The sequence below is a fragment of the Butyrivibrio sp. VCD2006 genome, from assembly GCF_000423925.1.
Classification (GTDB): Bacteria; Bacillota; Clostridia; order Lachnospirales; family Lachnospiraceae; genus Butyrivibrio.
This window is the reverse complement of the sequence record NZ_AUIX01000008.1, coordinates 200,535-222,225: the sequence shown is the minus strand read 5'-3', so window position 1 is coordinate 222,225 and position 21,691 is coordinate 200,535. Positions and strand designations below refer to the sequence as shown.

18 protein-coding genes, 1 tRNA gene and 1 pseudogene are annotated in these 21,691 nt (G+C 40.9%); 1 reads left to right on the top strand and 19 read right to left on the bottom strand.

What is annotated here, in order from left to right; translation table 11 throughout:
• Nucleotides 1–131: 131 nt before the first annotated feature.
• The 15 genes and pseudogenes from G586_RS0105805 to argH all read right to left on the bottom strand — a co-directional run bounded on the left by G586_RS0105805 (nucleotide 132) and on the right by argH (nucleotide 15,729).
• Nucleotides 132–1,283 carry an acyltransferase family protein gene (locus tag G586_RS0105805; protein WP_081674227.1) on the bottom strand — a complete coding sequence of 384 codons (1,152 nt, stop codon included), beginning with the start codon at nucleotides 1,281–1,283 and terminating at the stop codon, nucleotides 132–134.
• Nucleotide 1,284: 1 nt separating this feature from the next.
• Nucleotides 1,285–1,710, bottom strand: coding sequence for an ATP synthase F1 subunit epsilon (atpC, locus tag G586_RS0105800; RefSeq protein WP_026526981.1), 426 nt, complete (start codon nucleotides 1,708–1,710; stop codon nucleotides 1,285–1,287).
• A 22-nt stretch (nucleotides 1,711–1,732) separates the two neighbouring features.
• On the bottom strand, nucleotides 1,733–3,136 hold the full coding sequence (atpD, locus tag G586_RS0105795; protein ID WP_026526980.1) for a F0F1 ATP synthase subunit beta: 1,404 nt from the start codon (nucleotides 3,134–3,136) through the stop codon (nucleotides 1,733–1,735).
• An 18-nt stretch (nucleotides 3,137–3,154) separates the two neighbouring features.
• The gene (gene atpG, locus G586_RS0105790) at nucleotides 3,155–4,087 is read right to left on the bottom strand and encodes an ATP synthase F1 subunit gamma (RefSeq protein ID WP_026526979.1); all 933 of its coding nucleotides are present in this window, start codon (nucleotides 4,085–4,087) and stop codon (nucleotides 3,155–3,157) included.
• 11 nt (nucleotides 4,088–4,098) lie between these two features.
• Nucleotides 4,099–5,898, bottom strand: a pseudogene (gene atpA, locus G586_RS21905) (F0F1 ATP synthase subunit alpha).
• Between the two features lie 23 nt (nucleotides 5,899–5,921).
• Complete coding sequence (locus tag G586_RS0105780; RefSeq protein WP_026526978.1) at nucleotides 5,922–6,395, bottom strand: ATP synthase F0 subunit B; 474 nt, start codon at nucleotides 6,393–6,395, stop codon at nucleotides 5,922–5,924.
• A 40-nt stretch (nucleotides 6,396–6,435) separates the two neighbouring features.
• Nucleotides 6,436–6,651 carry an ATP synthase F0 subunit C gene (gene atpE, locus G586_RS0105775; RefSeq protein ID WP_035772587.1) on the bottom strand — a complete coding sequence of 72 codons (216 nt, stop codon included), beginning with the start codon at nucleotides 6,649–6,651 and terminating at the stop codon, nucleotides 6,436–6,438.
• 32 nt (nucleotides 6,652–6,683) lie between these two features.
• Nucleotides 6,684–7,367: a F0F1 ATP synthase subunit A gene (locus tag G586_RS0105770; RefSeq protein WP_442852454.1), complete on the bottom strand. Its 684-nt coding sequence runs from the start codon at nucleotides 7,365–7,367 to the stop codon at nucleotides 6,684–6,686.
• Nucleotides 7,368–7,465: 98 nt separating this feature from the next.
• The gene (locus G586_RS0105765) at nucleotides 7,466–8,350 is read right to left on the bottom strand and encodes an HAD-IIA family hydrolase (protein WP_026526975.1); all 885 of its coding nucleotides are present in this window, start codon (nucleotides 8,348–8,350) and stop codon (nucleotides 7,466–7,468) included.
• Nucleotides 8,351–8,527: 177 nt separating this feature from the next.
• Complete coding sequence (locus G586_RS21900) at nucleotides 8,528–8,731, bottom strand: DUF6465 family protein (RefSeq protein WP_049944826.1); 204 nt, start codon at nucleotides 8,729–8,731, stop codon at nucleotides 8,528–8,530.
• Between the two features lie 109 nt (nucleotides 8,732–8,840).
• The gene (locus tag G586_RS0105755; RefSeq protein ID WP_026526974.1) at nucleotides 8,841–9,518 is read right to left on the bottom strand and encodes a UDP-N-acetylglucosamine pyrophosphorylase; all 678 of its coding nucleotides are present in this window, start codon (nucleotides 9,516–9,518) and stop codon (nucleotides 8,841–8,843) included.
• Nucleotides 9,519–9,669: 151 nt separating this feature from the next.
• Nucleotides 9,670–11,766: a DNA topoisomerase gene (locus tag G586_RS0105750; protein WP_026526973.1), complete on the bottom strand. Its 2,097-nt coding sequence runs from the start codon at nucleotides 11,764–11,766 to the stop codon at nucleotides 9,670–9,672.
• Nucleotides 11,759–13,138: an ATP-binding protein gene (locus G586_RS0105745; RefSeq protein WP_026526972.1), complete on the bottom strand. Its 1,380-nt coding sequence runs from the start codon at nucleotides 13,136–13,138 to the stop codon at nucleotides 11,759–11,761. Before G586_RS0105745 ends, G586_RS0105750 begins: the two co-directional genes overlap by 8 nt.
• A 40-nt stretch (nucleotides 13,139–13,178) precedes the next feature.
• Entirely contained in the window at nucleotides 13,179–14,264 is a 1,086-nt protein-coding gene (asd, locus tag G586_RS0105740; protein WP_026526971.1) for an aspartate-semialdehyde dehydrogenase, read from the bottom strand.
• Nucleotides 14,265–14,319: 55 nt separating this feature from the next.
• Nucleotides 14,320–15,729 (bottom strand): argininosuccinate lyase, encoded by a 1,410-nt coding sequence (gene argH, locus G586_RS0105735; protein WP_026526970.1) that lies wholly within the window; start codon nucleotides 15,727–15,729, stop codon nucleotides 14,320–14,322.
• Nucleotides 15,730–15,895: 166 nt separating this feature from the next.
• On the opposite strand from argH, the gene G586_RS0105730 reads away from it, so the two are divergent.
• Nucleotides 15,896–15,968: transfer RNA gene (locus G586_RS0105730), tRNA-Thr, on the top strand.
• A 66-nt stretch (nucleotides 15,969–16,034) separates the two neighbouring features.
• Here the strand turns inward: G586_RS0105730 and G586_RS0105725 are convergent.
• From G586_RS0105725 to G586_RS0105710, 4 genes are all read right to left on the bottom strand, one after another.
• Nucleotides 16,035–16,952 carry a mechanosensitive ion channel family protein gene (locus G586_RS0105725; RefSeq protein WP_035772582.1) on the bottom strand — a complete coding sequence of 306 codons (918 nt, stop codon included), beginning with the start codon at nucleotides 16,950–16,952 and terminating at the stop codon, nucleotides 16,035–16,037.
• Complete coding sequence (gene glgB, locus G586_RS21895; protein WP_035772580.1) at nucleotides 16,952–19,477, bottom strand: 1,4-alpha-glucan branching protein GlgB; 2,526 nt, start codon at nucleotides 19,475–19,477, stop codon at nucleotides 16,952–16,954. Before glgB ends, G586_RS0105725 begins: the two co-directional genes overlap by 1 nt.
• Before the next feature lie 377 nt (nucleotides 19,478–19,854).
• Nucleotides 19,855–20,292, bottom strand: a complete 438-nt coding sequence (gene dut / locus G586_RS0105715) for a dUTP diphosphatase (RefSeq protein ID WP_026526968.1) — start codon at nucleotides 20,290–20,292, stop codon at nucleotides 19,855–19,857.
• Nucleotides 20,293–20,441: 149 nt separating this feature from the next.
• On the bottom strand, nucleotides 20,442–21,680 hold the full coding sequence (locus G586_RS0105710; RefSeq protein ID WP_026526967.1) for a carbohydrate-binding protein: 1,239 nt from the start codon (nucleotides 21,678–21,680) through the stop codon (nucleotides 20,442–20,444).
• Nucleotides 21,681–21,691: the final 11 nt, after the last annotated feature.

The following is a 21,691-nucleotide window of genomic DNA, read 5'->3' as shown; positions in this document are numbered from 1 at the left end:
AATGATTTCCTATATGATCAACCTGTCAGAGAGACGGGAAATCTCGTCCCTCTAATTTAAGTCGGTTTCATCCGCTACTTATTTTTCACTCTTTTCTCCGCATAAAAACTGTGTGCCGGCGCACATAGATGTTATTTTCTCAGATTATCTCCGTTTTTAAAAGTGATTAATTTAACCTTATAAAAAAGAAAAGAGATTAATATTGTAATGGTTATTATGATCAAAGGTCGTATTGTCATAAATAAAACACTTCCATATGCACCCGGATTTATCCTGTCTACAAACCATCCAAACAGCGAGATCAGCATTACATGAAAATAATAAATATTGGATGAAAGCTTATCTCCTGTAAATGATAGGCAGGAAAGTATCTTATTTATCATCACATCCTGTTTTAAATCGCTATCAGCCTTAAAGAACCTTCGCAGGTAATTAGGATTTATATCCGCAGCATTACCAAACAATAACAGTCCTATTACAATAAGGTGCGAGCCAAAATATATCTCCAATGTTCCAAAATGCCTATATTCAGCAAAGGTTGAAAACAAGCCTGTAATCAATAAAAGCATTCCCATAGTCGGCGGCTTCTGAATAAGAAGCGCAGCCTTGTCCTCTTTTATCCAATAGCCCAAAAGAGTATATGGAACACCGACAAACAGCCAGTTTCTCATCACATACCAGACTGAGATGTTAATACCAAAGGGTCTTATGGGATAATAAAGCTTAAGAAAATTTCCAAAGAATAAAAACGCGAATAATATTATTGAAATCGGCTTGGCTCCTTTTTTAAGGAGTGGCGCAAAAATAAACACAAGCCCATAGACATAAACAAGAGCAAACAGATACCAAAGATGATCAAAGGCATAGGTGAAGTCATATATGAACTTGCCCGAATTAAAAAGTATCAGCCTTGAAAACTCAAACAAATTGAATTTTTCCGTAAACCATGCCTTTACTCCATAATTTACAGTCATTGCATATATAAATGAATAAACCGTATAGGCAAGCCATACGCTTAATGTTATTACCAATGTCTTTTTAAGCTTCCTTACCATGTTAGCTCGTATTTCGGGAACTGAATCCTCTCCCGTTTTTACAAGATAATATCCCGCAATAGCAAAAAACATTGGCACGCCAAAACGAGCCAATGCTTCACATAAATCCCCGAGTTTACCGGGGAATTTGCAGTGTATTAAAATGATGAATAAACATGAAACAGCCTTTATTGCATCAAATGTGTAATTATGAGCGGTTTCGCTTTTTATATTTGTCAAATTATTCACCTCAGTCTATGCCATAGTCCGCAGAATGTTTAAGTCTGCTAAGAGCTCTTGCCATTGCTGCCTGAGCCTGGTAGTACTCCTTGATGGAATTGTTCTGTCTCATCTCTTCCTCGGCTCTTTCAAGCGCTCTCTGAGCTCTTCTTCTATCAATGTCTTCCGGCTTCTCAGCAGTGTCAACAAGCACTATAACTCTGTTATTTGCTATCTGTGCGGAACCGACACCGACAACTGCCTCTATCTTGTCACCAATAGAATCTCTTATTATCATCTTGCCATTATATATCGCAAGAACCAATTCCTCATGGTCCGCAAGAATAGCATATTGTCCATCAATGCAGGGCAGGATTATCTCTGATGCCCTGTCATCGTAGAACACTCCGTTTATTGACATGACCTGTAAACGAAAGGTCTTTCTATCAGCACTCAAATCTAATTAACCCTCCGGCCTGTTATGCCTCTTTTGCTTCAAGCTTTTTAGCCTTTTCCTTAACCTCTTCAATAGTACCAACATTAAAGAATGCTGCCTCAGGATAATCATCCATCTTACCGTCAATGATCATTCTGAATCCCTTAATTGTCTCCTTAAGAGGTACATAAACGCCCTTTACACCTGTAAAGTTCTCAGCTACGTGGAAGGGCTGTGAAAGGAATCTTTGGATCTTACGGGCACGATAAACCGTAAGCTTATCCTCTTCTCCAAGCTCATCCATACCAAGAATTGCAATGATATCCTGCAGCTCTTTATATTTCTGCAGCATCTCCTGAACCTTGGTAGCAACTCTATAGTGCTCTTTTCCTACTACATCCTCCTCAAGGATACGGCTGCTTGATTCAAGAGGATCAACAGCAGGATAAATACCCTGTTCTACAATTTTACGTGAAAGAACGGTTGTAGCATCAAGGTGAGCGAAGGTTGTTGCGGGAGCGGGATCGGTAAGGTCATCGGCAGGCACATAAACAGCCTGTACTGATGTTACAGAACCACTCTTTGTTGAAGCAATTCGCTCCTGAAGCTGACCGAGATCAGTTGCAAGTGTGGGCTGATATCCAACCGCTGAAGGCATACGTCCCAAAAGTGATGAAACCTCAGAACCTGCCTGTACAAATCTGAAAATATTATCAATGAAAAGAAGTACGTCCTGTCTCTCTCTGTCTCTGAAATATTCAGCCATAGTAAGACCTGTTTCAGCGACACGCATACGTGCTCCCGGAGGCTCGTTCATCTGTCCGAAAACAAGAGCGGTTTTCTCAAGAACTCCGGATTCCTTCATCTCTGTCCAAAGATCATTACCCTCACGGGAACGTTCTCCGACACCTGTGAAAATTGAATAGCCGCCGTGCTCCGTTGCGATATTCTGAATAAGCTCCTGAATAAGCACGGTCTTACCTACACCGGCACCGCCGAAAAGACCGATCTTACCACCCTTGGCATAGGGAGCAAGAAGATCGATTACCTTTATACCTGTTTCAAGTATCTCCGCAACAGGACTCATATCCTCAAGCTTTGGCGGTTCTCTGTGAATAGACCAATGCTTCTCACCATCAAGATTAGGGCCACCGTCGATGGTATCTCCCAGAACATTGAAAAGTCTTCCGAGATTCTTATTACCTACAGGTACGCTTATTGAGCCGCCTGTCTGATATACAGGCATATCCTTTGCAAGTCCCTCGCTGGCTGTCAGCATGATGCATCTTACCACATTATCACCAATGTGCTGAGCAACCTCCATGACGCCCTTTTTCTCACCGATCTTAACCTTAAGAGCATCACTGATATAGGGGAGATTACCATTTTCAAATAATACATCTACTACAGGTCCCATAACCTGCAGGATTTTTCCTTCACTACTCACTAATTTGTCCTCTTATTATCATGAAGATTGTTTTCTCTGTTTTGCTGCTTTAGCTCGTTTTAATGCCTTTGCACCACTGGCAACCTCTGTTATTTCCTGGGTTATCGCAGCCTGCCTCTGCCTGTTGTATTGCTTTGTCAGTTCACCGATCATGGATGTAGCATTCTTATTAGCATTATCCATGGCCATCATTCGCGAGTTCTGTTCAGAGCAGAAGGTCTCAACTAAAGCACCGTAAATAAAACCATTTATGAAATTAGGAACAATATTATCAAGAATCGCTTTGGGACTGGGATCAAAAATGAATTCCTCATTGTAAGCATCTATAATCCTGTAGCGGTTTCTCGCATTCTCGATAATATCCAGAGGAAGAATCTTTTCAAGCTTAACTTCACTTGTAATGGAATTCTTCATGGATGTATAAACAACATAAACCTCGTCTATTTTACCATTCTCGTAATCTTCTAGAATGATGGATGTTATATCTCTGGCTCTGTCGAGTGTGGGATTCTGTGCAGTATATCTGAAATTCTCCTCAGCATTAAGTCCAACACTTGCAAAGTAATGTCTTCCGAATTCGCCGACAACATAAAGCTTATAATTCACAAGCTGATTGTTCTCTCGAATATGCTTCTCTGCCGCCCTTACTACGTTATGATTGAAAGCGCCTGCAAGGCCCTTATCAGATGTAAGGATCAGATATCCCTTAGCTCTGGCCATATAAGGGATATCATCCGTAGTTCTAAGGAAAATATCATCCACGTCATCAGGTATATGTCTTGATACCCTGGCTATCATAGCCTGAAGCGCATAGAAATAAGGCTCTGTGTCTGTAAGAAGCTTTCTGGCCTTCCTCAGCTTGTTAGAGGATATCATATACATCGCATTTGTAATTTTCATTGTGTCGCGAATACTTCCGATTCTATCGCGAATTTCTTTTATATTTGCCACTGAAAATCACCTTAATTAAGATTTAATGTCTTTCTCTTCTTCTTGAGCTCTGCCTTTAATTTCTCGTTATTGATTTTCTCAAACTCATCAGCAGCTTCAAGTATCGCTCTCTTGGTGCTGTCAGAAAGATCCTGAGTTTTAGTGAGGTCTTCAATAATATCCTGTTTATTCTCAGCAAAGAATTTAAGCAGATTATCTTTATATTCTCTAACCTGATTAACGGGAACGTAATCAAGCTTCTTGCCATTTGCGCATACAAGAAGAATTACCTGTTCATGCATAGCATATGGCTTACCAAGTGGCTGTTTAAGGAGTTCCATAAGGACACTTCCATGACGCAGCTGATCCTTGGTGGTTTCATCAAGGTCAGATGCAAACTGTGTGAAAACAGCCATCTCTCTATACTGTGCAAGGTCGATACGAATACTTCCCGCAGCCTTTTTCATAGCCTTGGTCTGAGCCGCACTACCTACACGGGATACAGAAAGTCCTACGTTAACCGCAGGTCTCATACCCTCAAAGAACAGATCCGATTCAAGGAAAATCTGTCCATCAGTAATTGAAATAACATTGGTGGGAATATAAGCAGAAACATCACCTGCCTGAGTTTCAATGATAGGAAGCGCAGTGATCGATCCGCCACCAAGCTCACTTGAAAGCTTACTGGATCTCTCAAGAAGTCTTGAATGCAGATAAAATACGTCACCGGGATAAGCTTCTCTTCCGGGTGATCTCTCAAGCAACAGAGAAAGTGCTCTGTATGCTACTGCATGCTTGGAAAGGTCATCATATACGATAAGAACATCCTTACCCATAAGCATAAAATATTCAGCCATAGCTGTTCCGGCATAAGGCGCGATGTACTGAAGAGGAGCACTGTCAGCTGCAGTTGATGCAACTATGATTGTGTACTCCATAGCGCCTGATTCTCTAAGTGTATTAATAAGCTTGGCAATGGTGCTAGCCTTCTGTCCAATTGCAACATAAACGCAGATTACATCTTTTCCCTTCTGGTTTAAGATAGCATCCATTGCAATTGAAGTCTTACCAGTCTGTCTGTCACCGATGATGAGCTCACGCTGTCCTCTTCCTATAGGGAACATGGTATCAATGGAAAGGATTCCTGTTTCCATAGGCTCGTTAACAGAACGTCTCTCAACGATTCCGGGAGCAGGCTCCTCAACGGGTCTGTAGACATCAGTTTTTATCTCATCTCCGCCGTCAATGGGATTACCAAGTGCGTCGATAACTCTTCCTACAAAGGATTCACCAACAGGGATACCTGCCTGTTTATAAGTTCTGACTCATCTGCTACCCTGTCTGATTCCTTCATCACCGCCAAAGAGAATTACACCAATATGGTCATCTCTGATATCCTGGACCATACCCTTGGTTCCGTCTTCAAAGCGAACGATCTCACCGTAAAAAGCATGATCAATTCCTACTACGTTGGCAATACCGTCACCAACCCAGATCGTTCTTCCGACTTCCTTACCCTCTGCCTTAAGATCAAAGTTATTAACCCTGTCTCTGATAATAGATACAAGGTTTTCTGCACTGGTATTCTGTCTTTTTTTAGTAAGCTCAATAAGTTCCTTTAGCTGCCTGGTACGTCCCTCATCACTCCAGTCATATTCGAAATTGCCGTAGCTGACAATGAAACCGCCACCAACCTTAGGATCATGTACTATTTCAAGTTCAAGATTCGGATTATTGAACTTTTTTGCAAGAGCCTTCTTTATCTGCTCCGCCTGATGATCAAGGGGCGGAACTGACGAATAACGAAGCTTTGCCTTGTTTTCGTTTATCATAAATATAACTCCTCGAGTTTTATTTATTCACTTTTCTCAATAGCTTCAAAAATGAATTTATTGTAGAGCTCTTTATCAGACTCTTCGTCATGTTTTGAAACTGCAATCTTATTAGCGGCATGTACAACAAGGTCAGTGAGTTCAGATACATATGCATCCTTCTCCCTCTGAGCCTCTATCTGAGCATTGTGCTTAGCCTCAATGATGATTTGTTCAGCCTTAGCCTTGGCATCATTAATAATGCGATCATATTCGTCATATCCATCCTTCTTGGATTGAGCGACAAGATCTTCGCACTCTTTGCCTGCGCCCTGAAGCTTTTTAGCATAACTCTCTTTAAGCTCCTCGGCTTCTCTCTCTTTTCTTTGAGCCTCAGCCTTGGTGTGTTCAATCTCTTCACGCCTCTTAAGCAAGATTGCATCAACTCTCTTAAACAAAAATAACTTGAACACAATATAGAGGATCAATAGATTGATCACCGTCCATACTACATTCATAATGCTGATATTTAACACTGCAATTACTCCTCCCTAAATATCATTTGGACGCAAACAGTATCATAATAGATACAACGAAACCGTAAATAGCAGTTGCCTCAGCAAGTGCACAACCAAGAAGCAGGAGCTTCATGATCTTACCATCAGCCTCAGGCTGACGTGCTACGGCGTCAACAGCCTTCGCTGTCGCGATACCGATACCAATACCTGCTCCAATTCCGGTGAATGCTGCTATAGCAGCTCCAAGTGCTAACATAAGTTTACCTCCTAGAATTTATTTTATAGTGATTACTCGACCGCTTCCTTGATATACAAAGATGTTAGGAATACAAATACGTATGCCTGAATAAGACCATCAAATATATCAAAGTAAACACTAAATGCCGCCGGTATAATTACAGGAACTGCCATTTTGAGGAGTTCCATAATTACTGTAGCACCAATAACATTACCAAAAAGTCGCATACAGAGTGACAGAGGTCTGATTCCGAGCTCCAGGATATTCATAGGAGCAACTACCCACATAGGCTGTGCAAAAGACTTCATCCATTTTCCAAAGCCCTTAAACTTAATTCCGGCAACCTCTACCAGAACAATACTCATAAGTGCAAGTCCCAGCGTCACATTAAGATCCATTGTCGCGGGAGTTAGTCCGAATAATCCAACAAGGTTCGATGCTCCGATAAATACAAGAACAACCGCCATATAATCTCTGTATCTGACCGCTTCCTCGCCAAGCATTCCTCCGGTTATACCCCTTAGTCCATCGACTATCATCTCGGCAACAAGCTGCTTGTTACTAATGTCATGAACCTTCATATTACTGGTTAGCCAAAGAAGGAAAACTGCAAGAACCGCGATTACTCCCCATGTCACAACAATTGACTTATTAATATCAAAAAAGCCGTTCATAAAGTCAAAGTGTATAAGCACTTTATCCTCTAACAACAGCTCATTTAACAATCCTCCAATATCCATAAAAATTACCGCCCCAATTAGTGTTAAAAATTTACTACATAACTCTTTTTATTATACTTCTCATAGAGAATTTTAACAATGCAATTATTGCTTTAAAGACCTTTTAAAATCTCTGCGAGTTCCGCAACATTTGACATTGTATAATCCGGAAGTCTATCCATTTCAGCTATCTCTATTTCGTCGCATTCTCCCGATAAAACACATACTGAAGCCGCACCTGCATTCTGTGCGACAGCTATATCAGTGTAAGTTCTGTCACCAACACAGCAAATATTTTCATTCGGAATTCCGGTCATGGATGAAATGATATCAACCATATTCCTATTTGGCTTTCCAATATAAACAGGCTCCTTCCCTGTTGATGCAGTCAGAAGCGCACAAATGCTACCGCAGTCAGGAAGCACCTCCCCTGCAGGCATAGGGCATACCCAGTCAGGATTAGCAGCAATAAAAGGAGAATCCTTTCTAAGAAAATGAACCGCCAGATCAAGATCCCTGTAGACAAGCTCTGTATCAAAACCGACACAAACTACAGGAAGATTTTCAGCTTCATCAAGCATATCTGTATTATCGATACCTGCAACTTCTGCCCCGTCATAATCACCGGCATTAAACACCTTCAATCCGGCAATTTTCAGCTCATTGTAGAAGGTCTTAGTCCCAACCACATAAATATATCTCTCGCCATAATTCTTCTTAAGATACTCAGCTGTCGCCATCCCCGAAGTATAAACATTCTCCTTCTCACAGGAAAAACCAAGACGCCTCAACCTCTCAACATAATCCATCCCGGACCTTGAAGAATTATTAGTCAGATAAATATATCTCTTACCAAGCTCAGATAACGTGTTGATAAAATCCACCGCTCCATCAAACACCTCATCTCCAAGGTAAAGCGTCCCATCCATATCCAAGAGAAATAACTTACACTCTTTTAACTTTCCAAAATCCTTCTCATATGATAATTCAAAATTCATAATCTAAATCTTCCTCACGACAAATCACTTCTAAAACCTATCACTCTCTACCTGCATAGATTAATTTCAATGTAGGAGGAGTGGCTAGGAAAGGTATATTGCAAAACCGTTCCTAGCCACCCACACATTTTAAAGGCCTCAGGCATGTGCCTGAGGCCCTATAGGTTTTAATAAATATTAAAGATCGATGCTGCCTGTCATCTTGTTATTAACTACGTAATATGCCTTATTCTCTTCAGGCTTAACGTAAAGCTCAAGATTCTTTGCACCCTTTACTCCGTATTCAGCCTCATAAGCTGCTTTTGCTCTCTCAATGAGATCCTCAGAAGAGATACTTTTGTCAGCATACTGAAGCTCAATCTTAGTCTTAATCTGTGCCATTTTCATTCCCTCCTCGCAAAAATATTAAATAAACTTTCTTGATTATAATACCGTTAACGGTTTGTAGTCAATTATTGTTACAAAAATATCTTTGCAAAGAACCCGCATTTTACTCAGTTTTCGGAACTACGTTGTCGTTATCCTTGAATATATGCTTAGCGGGAACGCAGCCTCTTACAGAAGAAAGCGGATAAATATTGCTCTCTCTTCCGATCACTGTGCCCGGGTTTAAGATGCTGCCACAGCCTACTTCTACGTTGTCCCCGAGCATGGCACCCATCTTTTTAAGACCGGTCTCTACCTGATCATCCTTGCCGTTCTTTACAACAACAAGCTTCTTATCGGATTTCACATTTGAAGTAATAGAGCCTGCTCCCATGTGAGATTTAAAGCCAAGGATAGAATCACCCACATAATTGTAATGAGGCACCTGAACCTTGTTAAAGAGAATGACATTCTTAAGTTCTGTGGAATTACCTACAACAGCGCCCTTTCCTACGATAACGCTTCCTCTGATGAATGCGCCGGGGCGAATCTCTGCATCCTCGTCAATAATGCAGGGACCTGCGATGTAGTTATTCTGTCTTGATAAGAATTTTACACTCTTTGCGATCCAGATATCATCGCCCACCTTCTCGAATTTGTCTTCGGGCAGAGTTTTTCCAAGCTCTAAGATGAACTCCTTTATCTTAGGGAGCACTTCCCAAGGGTAAGTTACGCCCTTGAAGATGTCGGCAGCGATGGTTTCGTTTAAATCGTATAAGTTTTCTATTGTGTATTCTTGCATTTTGGTTCCTTTCTAACCCTCATCCGTCAGCTTCGTTGACACCGTCTTCGCTCCGCTTCGGTCCGCGCAAAGCCGACGTCCCCCGGACGTCGTGCGCCTCCCGGAGAGAGAAGGCTTATATATGGTTGCAACTTTCTTGTAGAAGCTGCTTTTATTTAGCTGTACCCTGCTTTTTTATTGACTTCTTGTTATCCGAAGTTTTTCTCACCTTCGCAGGGGCTTTTTTGTAATACTGCGCGGAAGCTGCATAAAATCTCTGCATATGGGATCTCATATCGTTTTCTTTGACGTAGTTGGTGCGTCTTGTGATGAAATCCGAAAGCTTTTTCATGTATTCGTCTTCGGATATTTCGCCCTGCTCAACCTGGGTAAGTCCCTTCTCCCAACTTGCCGTAAGCGAGGGATTAAGCATAGGCTTCATTGATACAAAAACAGTATCATAGATCATTTCACCCATTTGTGTGGGTGTGATTATCTGTGTCTTCTTGTTGAGCTCAAGATATTTGTTTTTAACAAGCTTATCAAGTATTCCTGCACGGGTTGCACTTGTGCCGATTCCCGAGCCCTTGATCTGGGATCTTAATTCTTCATCCTCGATAAACTGTCCTGCGTTTTCCATGGTAAGGATGAGAGTTCCTGAATTGTATCTCTTGGGAGGTGTTGTCTCACCTTCCTTAATAGCCGCGTTTATAAGATTAAGCTTATCGCCCTTCTTTAGCTTTGACAATACCTCAAACAAGCCTTCATCAGCTGCGGCATCCTCTGCATCATTATCATTCTTCTCATCAGGCTCCTTCTCTTCCTTCTTTTTGAAGAAAGAATAGTCCATTACATGAAGATATCCTTTTGACGCAAGAAGCTTAAAGCCTGCAAAAAAGCTCTCAACAGACTGATTAGCCGGCGAATTCACAGCTATTTCCATCTTGATCTTGGAATACTGTGCGGCAGGATAAAATACAGCCAGGAATCTTCTTACTATTATCTCATAAACCTTAGCTGCTGTCGGGCTAAGTGAGTTCAATGAAGATAAGCCCTGTCCTGTGGGGATAATAGCATAGTGGTCTGTGATAGCCTTATCATTAACATATCTTGTCTTTGCAATTCCTTTATAGGATTCATGCTGCAATATTGATTTAGCAAAAATCGCAGCAGGCTCGTATGAAGTAAGCCCTCTAATATTCTTATCGATTTCCTTGGAAATCGCCGTACTCAAAACTCTGGCATCCGTTCTGGGATATGTTGTAAGCTTTTTCTCGTAAAGCTCCTGCGCTATAGCAAGTGTCTGATTAGGATCAATCTTGAAGAACTTCGAACAATCATTTTGAAGCTCGGCAAGGTTGTATAAAAGCGGAGGATTCTTTGTTTCCTTCTTTTTTTCAAGGTTTACAAGCTCGCCCACAGCAGGTAGCTGTCCAAAGGAATCGATCAGTGCCTTTGCCGACTTTTCTTCCTTAAATCCTTTTTCGCTATAGAGCTCAAAGGAACCGTTATATTTGCTCTTTTCAGTTACACGCCACTCAGCCGTAATAGTTTTGTCGTTAACAGAAAAATCACCCATAACTCTGTAAAAAGGTGTCTTTACAAAATTACGGATTTCTCTTTCTCTGTCTACCACTATTCCAAGAACACAGGTCATAACACGGCCGACGGCCACAACGCATTTATCCAGTCCAAGAAATGTCTTTATTGAGTATCCATACCTAAGAGTGAGTGCTCTTGAAAAATTGATACCCATAAGGTAATCTTCTTTAGCTCTCAGATAAGCAGCCGCTCCTATATTGTCGTACTCGCTGTCATCCTTGGCTTCGCGGATACCACGAAGTATTTCTTCTTCTGTCTGTGAATCAATCCAGACTCGTTTCTTGGCCTTCCCTGTAACATGAGCTTCCTGATCAACGAGTCTGTAAATATATTCACCTTCACGTCCCGAGTCGGTACATATATATATTGTATCCACATCTTCTCTGTTCAGCAGTCCCTTGACGATATTGAACTGCTTTGAACTTTGCGGAATAATTTCGTACTTAAATTGAGACGGAATAAATGGAATTGTGTTAAGTGACCATTTGGCCATCTTCTCATCATATACCTCAGGATAACTCATCGTCACCAGGTGTCCAACACACCAAGTGACGATGGCCTCTTCGGATTCCATATATCCGTCTTTATTAGAAAAATTATATTTTAGTGCAGCGCCGAAAGCCCTGGCAACACTGGGCTTTTCGGCAATAAAAACGCTTTTAGTCATTCATCATTTCATCCAATCCAATAAGTCTGATGGAAGCCTCTTCATTTGCAAGCTTTATCAGGCCTTCATCAAAGCCTACTGCTGAGAACAGATAATAATAATCAGGATTAATTCTTGCTCTCTTGCAGCAGCTTCTCACAGCATCTATCGAAGATGCATCCATCACGGAATCCCATTTGCAGACTCCGACAAGAGTATCTCCGGATTCGCTCTGAGCAACAATATCCAGTGAGTCTATTTTACCAACCCACTCACCCTCGTCCTCTATTAAGAAGGGGAGCTTACGATACTCTGAAAGCTTCATAACATATTCTCTGCAGATAAGCTTATAGGCAGTCTCAACAAATTCAGAAAGTGAAGGTGCAACAAATTTCTCATAATAATCATCTGCATTCATTGATATTATTTCTGTAAGATTCGCATAAAAGAATCTATAAAAGAAATGCGGAAGCGGATCGCAGATTCTATAAACACCCTTCTGCACATTCTCATGTCCCGTTGTTGCAAATGAGTAAACCTTCTCTACCATTCCAAGCTCGATAAGGCTCTTTAAATAAACCATTATCTTAGCTCTGGAAAATCCGGTAGCATGATGGATATCATTAAGCTTATTCTTGCCATTAGCAAGTCCATACAGAATCGTGTTATAAACAGCCGTTTCACGAAGATTCTCCTCAAGCTGATTTATTGTTGCACGAAGTAGTACGCTATTATTAGAATCAAGGAATTTTTCACACACATTCTGTTTAAAGCTCTTGTTTTGGTCAAAATATTCCCAAAGCTGACCTTTACCACCAAAGATAGCATATGTGGAGATGATATCCCTATTCGACATATTAGGCATTCTCACCTTCATTTCCTGGAATGAATAAGGCTTGATCTTAAGGAAACCGGAAATGTTAGAAGCCTGCGAGCCGATCTTCTCAACCATGGTATTTTCAATCCATGCGGCATTTAAGCCAAGAAGAACAATCATGATCTGAGGATGTCCTTCTCTATATACAATAGGACTGATATCACGAATAAAATCGGGAGAAGACTTTATTATATTCTCAAAACGATCGATCATAAGCACAAGAGGCTTACCACTATCCTTGGACATCTGCTCAACAGATTCAAAGATTTCTTTGTATGTAGGATACTCTGAAATCTCGTAGCCTCTTTTCCTGATATGATCTGCAATAAGATTCTGTTGCAATCTCTCAGAAGCAGAGCATGCAGAATAGAATATAATTTGTTTGCCCTTATTAAATTCGCTGATTACAGTTTGACTTCCGGTACTTACATGGCCATAAACAATAACAATCTGATTGGCCCCACTGTTGTAATAACCATTAAGCACTTCCAATTCCTGACTCTTTGTTTTTTCCATACAATTTTCCTTATCTTAGATAAATGATTATTAAGTAACGTTACTTCTTGTTGATATATCCAAGTGCCTTAAGGAGTTCAGCGCATTCTACAGCACCACCTGCAGCTCCTCTTAAAGTATTGTGTGAAAGCCCAACGAACTTCCAGTCATATACTGTATCCTCACGAAGTCTTCCGATGCTTACTCCCATACCTCCTTCGTAGTTAACATCAAGAGCTATCTGAGGGCGGTTATCCTCCTCGAGATACTGAATAAACTGCTTAGGTGCACTGGGGAGACCAAGCTCCTGAGGCTTGCCTTTAAAATTCACAAGACAATTAATAAGTTCTTCTTTTGTAGCTTTCTTCTTAAATTTTACAAAAGCTGCGGCCGTATGTCCATACAAAACTGGAACTCTTATACACTGACATGTAATAATCGGGCTTGAAGCAGGAACAATCACGCCATTTTCAATCTTTCCCCAAATTCTTAAAGGCTCTTTTTCACTCTTTTCTTCCTCACCGGAGATGAATGGAATGATATTTCCTTCCATTTCGGGCCATTCTTTAAAGTTTTTGCCGGCGCCTGAGATAGCCTGATAAGTTGTAGCTACTACTTCATAGGGATCAAATTCCTTCCAGGCTGAAAGAGCCGGAGCATAGCTCTGGATTGAGCAGTTAGGCTTAACAGCGATAAAGCCCTTGGTTGTACCAAGTCTCTTCTTCTGGAATTCAATAACATCTGCATGCTCAGGGTTTACTTCCGGAATAATCATAGGAACATCAGGAGTCCATCTGTGAGCACTGTTATTAGAAACAACAGGAGTCTCAGTCTTAGCGTACTCTTCCTCAATTGCCTTAATCTCATCCTTAGACATATTTACAGCTGAAAGAACAAAATCAACGTCCTTAACAACCTCTTCTACATTAGTTACGTCCTTGATAACAAGCTTCTTTACAGCTTCAGGCATGGGAACTTCCATCTTCCATCTGTCACCTACGGATTCCTCATAGGTTTTGCCTGCGCTTCTGGGACTAGCTGCTACAACAGCTACCTCAAACCAGGGGTGGTTATCAAGAATTGTGATAAATCTCTGACCAACCATACCTGTTGCACCAAGAACTGCTACTCTTAACTTCTCGCTCATTTTTTCAATCTCCTCTTTAACTTTATATAAAAATTATTACATAACAAAAATATGATTATTCGGTCTTAAAGCTATCCATACCTGTCCAGTAAGCATTCAATCTCTTTTCATTTCTGGCAACAGCCTTCTCCATAGCTTTAGGTCCGGGTGCTCCGACAGTAAGTCTCTTCTCAACACAGGTCTTAAGACTTATTGCATCATATATATCCTCTTCGAACTGCGGGGCAAATTCCTTGAGCTCTTCAATTGAAAGATCAGAAATTCCACATTCCTTTTCAAGGCAATGTAAAACTATTCTTCCTATAATACCATGAGCATCCCTAAATGGTACACCCTTATTAACAAGATAATCTGCCGCGTCAGTGGCATCGGTAAAGCCTCTTATTGCGCTCTTTTCCATCTGCTCTTTATTGAACTTCATGGTTCTTAGCATATCCGTGAAAAGAACAAGGCAGCTCTTAACTGTATCGATGGCATCAAAGCTGACTTCCTTATCCTCCTGCATATCCTTATCATATGCAAGCGGAATTCCCTTCATTGTCACCAGAAGAGAATTAAGCGCTCCATAAACTCGTCCGGTCTTACCTCTTACAAGCTCTGCAATATCAGGATTCTTTTTCTGAGGCATGATACTACTACCGGTTGAGTAGGCATCATCTATTGTCACAAAATTGTACTCGTTAGAGTTCCAGATAATAACCTCTTCAGAAAATCTGGAAAGGTGCATCATAATAATTGATAATGATGATAAAAATTCGATGAGATAATCTCTGTCAGATACTGAATCCATACTGTTCGCAGTAGGACCTGTAAAGTTTAAAAGCTCAGCGGTGTATTCTCTATCAAGAGGATATGTTGTTCCTGCGAGAGCTCCACTTCCAAGCGGGCAAAAATTCAATCTGGTAAAGACATCCATAAGTCGATGTGCATCTCTATAAAACATTTCAAAATATGCTCCGAGATGATGAGCAAGTGTCACCGGCTGTGCCTTCTGAAGATGTGTAAAGCCGGGCATATAAGTATGAAGATTATCCTTCATGATCTTATTCAAGGTATCAAGAATATCGTAGAGCGCTTCCGCTGTGCTCTTAACTTCCTCTCTGATATAAAGTCTCATATCAAGAGCCACCTGGTCATTTCTTGATCTTCCGGTATGCATCTTCTTACCGGCATCACCTATTCTGTCAATTAGATTTGCTTCAAGAAAGCTATGAATATCTTCATATTTATCTGTTATCTCAAGCTTACCTTCCTGAACATCCTTAAGAATTTCATCAAGGCCGTTTCTTATTGAATCAGCTTCCTCTTCTGAAATGATGCCCTGCTTGGCAAGCATTGTAACATGAGCTTTACTTCCCTGTACGTCCTGCTTTATCAGGCGTTTATCGAAATAAATGGAAGCATTGAATTTCCATGCAAGCTCATTTATTTCTCCTTCAAATCTTCCACCCCACAACTGAGCCATATTGTTCTCCTTATGCATTCATTCAACAATTTATTTTTTACCATATCACAGTAATAAAGTGAAAACAAGAATTATTTATAATATCTTTAGTCAAAGTAAAAAGAGCGAATTTAATCTTGTAAATTTATCATTGAATATGTATAATTTCCTTTGTGACTAATATTTTGCTGGAATAGCGCAGTCGGTAGCGCAACTGATTCGTAATCAGTAGGTCGAGGGTTCAAGTCCCTTTTCCAGCTCTTCCAAAAAGGAGCCTGCTATATAAGCAAGCTCCTTTTCTTTTTTGTAATCATTTTTTAGTCAATTTACTGAGCTTCTCTCATGTGAACATCGAGCTGTGGGAATGGTATCTCAACACCTTCTTTGTCGAACGCCTTTTTAACGGCTTCGTTCATTGACCACCTTGCCTTTACATAATCGGTGGGCTTAACCCATCCTCTTATCCTCAGGTTAACACTGCTGTCAGCAAGCTCATCTACATAAACCGACTTTTCAAACTTATCAGATATGTACTCATTTGCATCCATTACTTTAATTGCAACTTCCCTTGCCTTATCGATATCGGCAGAGTAAGAAATACCAACCATGGTATCAAGAATTCTCATGGTGTTTCCATTGTTATTGGTAATAGTTGCGGAAGCAAGGCTACCGTTTGGTACAACAACCTTTCTGTAATCGGCAGTGAGCATCCTGGTATTTATTAGAGAAATCTCTGTAACAGATCCTTCAATTCCAAGTCCTCCTACTATTATGTAGTCACCGACCTTGAAGGGCTTTGCCAAAAGGATAAGTATTCCTCCGGCAAAATTCGAAAGGGTTCCCTGGATTGCGAGACCAATAGCTACACCGGCAGATCCAAGTAGTGCTACGATACCTGCAGTATCAATTCCAAAGCCGGCTGCGAGAGAAAATATCAGGAATATTTCCATCGAAACCTTAATAAACTTTACTATGAATTTTGCTGTGGCATCTTCTACCTTTGTTTTCTTTAAGGACTTATCGATAATGCTTGTCACGATTCTTATAACCTGCCACATTATCACCAAAGTCACGATTAAAAGTACAGCCTTCACCAATAGGGCGAAAGCCTTATCCGGGAGTTCTCTTACGTATTTCTCAATAACTCCCGGTTTTAAGTTTTCGTTTCCTGTTACCTCAGCTATCGTTTCAATAGCATTTTCAGCAGTAGCAGTTGCAAGTAATAGAGGTAATCTGTAGTTCATTATTTCTTATCTTCCTTCTTATCCGTTTTACTATTTGTAGTCTTTTTTGTAGCTGCCTTCTTTGTGGCAGTTTTCTTTGCAGCAGGCTTTTTAGCTGTAGTCTTCTTAGCTGTCTGTGTCTTCTTTTTGCCTGAAATAGACTTAAGCGCAGCCTCTGAAACTATGCTTGAAATACGCTCTTCCTCAATCTGCTCGTATTTCTTTTCAATAGCCTCCTCCTGAGCGGCAAGCTCTTTTTCATAGCGCTCATGAAGCTCTTTAAGAAGCTCAACCTCTTCCTTCTCCTGGCGATTCTTAAGCTCTCTTAAGGTCTTCTCGCGCTCCTGCATCTTGTTGTTTGCTTCCTCTTCGCGGATCTTTCTGATCTTCTTCTCCTGCGTTGTATAAGCAGTATATGAGAAAATAGCAAGGGATGAGGATGCAAGCTTAACAGGTATTGAATAAGGTCTTCCGTCAACTTCGCCAAAGCCGGCTTCAATTCTTCCGGGATTAACGATTCCACTTCCACCATAGCAGGTATCATCTGAGTTGAATATCTCATAGTACTTACCATCTGCAGGAACACCTACCTCAAAGGTTCTGTCTACGCCTGCCATATTAACAACAACAATAAGCATATCGTTGTCTGACTCGCCCTTTCTCATGAAGGACATCATGCACTCCTCAGCAGCCATGCTATTGATCCACTCAAAGCCGCTGTCATTGGTATCGATCTGATACAGTGCAGGGCTCTTATAATAAATTTCATTCAAGGAATGAATCATGTTCTCAAGGAAAACAGCATTGTCTATGCTAAGCTCATTAGGATCCATATAAAGCATCTTCTTACCGGGATGAGCCATCAGGTAGGATATTGCAAGACGCACACCTGCCATCTTCTGTGCAGAATCACCGGGCATAAGATCATAAAGTCCCTCAAGACCTCTTCCTATCTCCTCGTGTGTAAACGCAAGCACAAATCTCTCTGTGTAGCAGTAAACAAGTGAGAAGGTAAGCTCATTGTGATTCCCTGATCTAAAGAGCGGATCATTTTGAATATAATCAATGAAGTCCTTAGTCCAGCCATTGTTCCACTTGTAATCAAAGCCAAGTCCGCCATCATCAAGCTCACCAGTTACTCTCGGCCAGCATGAGGTCTCCTTGGTAAGTGTAAGGAGTCCGGGGAACTTTGTCTTTAATACAGAGTTAAAGTTGCAGAGGAAATCCTTAGCCTCAAGGTTTTCATTTCCGCCATACATATTTGGAACCCACTGTCCGGGCTTTCTGTCATAGTCAAGGTAAAGAATTTTAGCTATATCAGCTACTCTAAGGCCATCAAGATGATATGTATCAACCCAGAAAATAGCATTTGCAAGCAGGAAATTAGTTACCTGTTTTCTTCCAAAGTCAAAGATCAGGTCTCCGGTCCTGGGATGAACGCCCATTCTCGGATCAGCATATTCATACAGAGCCTGTCCATCAAAAGAATTAAGGCCGCACTGGAGCTTCGGGAAAAATGTGGTCACAAAGTCCATTATTACCCTGATTCCTGCTTCATGCATGATATTCACAAATTTCTTAAATCCAGCAGGATCACCATACTTGGTCTGAATTGAGAAAAATCCGGTTATATGGAAGAGATGTCCCGGAATATGATCCATGACAGGCTTAAGCTCTATGGTATTAAATCCATGATCCTTTACATATTCAACTATTTCCTTTGCAAGCTCCTCAAAATCAGGAATATGATTCTGATGTCTTGAAGCAAAGCTATCGAGAGAAAGCTCGCAGATAGAAAGGGGATCTGAATCCCTGTTAAACTTGGTGCGATTTTTTATGAAAGCATCATCTGTCCACTTGATATCTTCGATTTCTGTGATCTTAGTGGTTTCGCTGTTCTTATCCTTAAATGCGTATCCATAGGGGTCAGGTCTTTTAAAGCAAACTCCGCCCTTGGTCTTAATCTCATACTGGTATCCGTCACCTGCAAGTGCGCCGGGAATGAATATCTCAAAAATGCCATCGTGATCAACACGGCGCATCTGGTTTACTCTTCCGTCCCAGTCGTTAAAGTCACCTATTACACTAACTCTTGCAGCGTCAGGAGCCCATACGGCAAAGGCTGTTCCCTTAACGCCATCAATTTCCATGGGATGAGAACCAAACTTTTCATGAATTGTGTAGTGGATTCCACTGTTGAATTTGATGAAGTCCTCACGGTCCATGCGTCCCTCATAGTTATAGGGATCAAACATTTCCTTCACATCACCGTTTTCAAGCTTTATGCGGTATTTATACTTGAAGTTTTCTTTATAAGGAACAAGTACTGCATAGAAGCCTGCTTCATCAGCAAGTTCCATTTTGTATTTCTTGGTGCCGCTAAGAGGTACTACTTCTATTTCTTCAGCCATAGGATAAAAGGTCTGAATAAGAAGGCTGGATCCAACTTTATGTGCTCCAAGAATTCGATGAGGATCATCACCATCCGAGTAAATTATCTCCTCAATCTCCGGCCAATTCATAAGTTTATAAAGCTTACTATTCATAAAATCCCTCCGCATTTATGATGTGAGTCAAAATCGGGCCTCTGGTTCCACTCCGATAAATATATGTAATATTTGCTCGTGTTGAACCGGGCATTCCGCTAAGCCCAAAGCATCAATCATTTCGTGCAAAGGCACTCATGATTGCTTGGTCTTAGCTTCATGGTTCAAATCTCGCAAAGTATTGCATATATTCATCTCATTGAACCCGAGACCCGATTTTGACGCCAAAGCTATTCAATTCTTCATAATATTCTATCACAAAATGAGCGTATTAGCGTTAAGAATATTGTAATTAAAGGATTATACCTATTATTTATACATTAAATATCCGTTTAAATGGAACAGCATGTAAACTCAAAACAGATTATATTATGTAATTAGTTCTTGCCGGTGGAACCAAAGCCGCCTGCGCCACGCTCTGATTCTGCGAGTGTATCTGCCTCTTCAAATTCTACTGAGAGGTAGGGCTGGATGATGATCTGGGCGATTCGTTCTGCAGGTGTGATAACGCGCTCAAGATCTGAATCGTTGTGAACTGCTACGATAATCTCGCCGCGGTAGTCTGAGTCAACTACTCCTACGCAGTTTGCAGGGCGAAGTCCTTCCTTTGTTGCGATGCCGCTTCGTGCATAGATACCGCCGAAGTAGCCATCGGGTATTTCCATGGCAAGTCCTGTTCCAATCTTAGCTGTAGTGTGAGGTGCGATTTTGGTTTCCTCACTTACATTAGCGTAAAGATCATAGCCGGCAGCTGCAAGGCTTCCCCTTGTCGGCATGGTTGCTGTGTCGCTTAATTTCTTAACATTAACTTTCATCATATCTCCTGTCCAATAATTATTATTGTATTTTCCACGTTTTATTATACAGTACATCTTTTTAAGAACAAGTTACTATGCGTTTTTTGATAAAAATACCGCAGGACCTATGCGATTTCACAGGTCCTGCGTGTAATCAAATATGCATTTTATTTCTTTACAAATTTCTTCTTGTTAAACTTATATTCGTTCTTGATTCTGTCCTTCGATCCATTAACGAATTTGCCGTTTAGCTTTTTGTTTTTCCCAAGGGTTATCTTTACTGCCTTTTTAAGTGCCGGTCTGCCTTCACCATAGCTTAGGATTACCGGAGAAGTTTTGCCATATCCGTAAGCTGTTACTTTTGTTTTCTTGTCGATGATGAACTTTTCCTTATGCCATCCATCAAGGTAAAGAACTGACTGGTTAAAACCGGGGCCAAGGTGATATGCCTTGTTTGGATTAAGAACAATGGATCCGCTTCCCGTAAGGTGAAGAGGTGTCGGCCAATTGGCACCTGATACAGCAAGTGCTCTCAGTGTATTCTTGCCAACAAGCTTAATCTTGAAGGTAGAACCCATATTCCTGCACTGGATAAAGTTGTCAGGATAATTACAGTTGGTAAGCGTAAGTGTATTAGTATTGTAGTTGTAGCTTATACCGCTGACCGTCCTTACCGGAGATTTGTAATTTTTAATTGCATAGGGATCTCCGAATATTACCTTGTCGTTATATGCATCATTTTCATCACTGAAAACCACATATGAAGTTCTGAGGTAGATATTAGGATAATAATGAGGCTTTTTCTTATTAGACTTGTTCATGTACTGGTCTTCCCAGTGAGCATTGTTTATTGCCTCATGCTCTGCCTCATTCTCACCATCACCACTAGTAATAGTAAAGCTCTTAAGCTGCACTATGTCTCCATCAATGGTATTAGTGCATGAAAACTTAAGATAAAGGTCATGCGTTCCATTGATGTCATTTTTATTGAAGGTTGTGAATTTCTGTGTAGTAAAATCTGTAACGCTGTCAGTTTTCTCATTGAGCTGCCAGGAGCCCAGAATTATACCATCTTCACTGTCAAGATTGATCTGGACAGTCACAGTATCAGTGGATGGCTTTGCATAATTAAAGGTTATGCTATGGAGCTTTTCTCCTGAAGCACCGATCTTAACCTTGTTAAAGCGGGCTTTTTCTCCATGCTTAATGTTACTAAGAACACCGTTAAGTACTCCGCATCCATTTGTTTGCGCATAATCAGCATCTACATCTGATGCATAAACAGTTTTGGACTCAGCCTTTACTGCATCGGCGCCGCCTGTTACTGCGGATGGTATAATGCCGGAACAAACAATTGCTGCCGACATTACTAAAGTTGATAGAACCTTGACTAATTTCTTCCTCATAGATTTTCCCC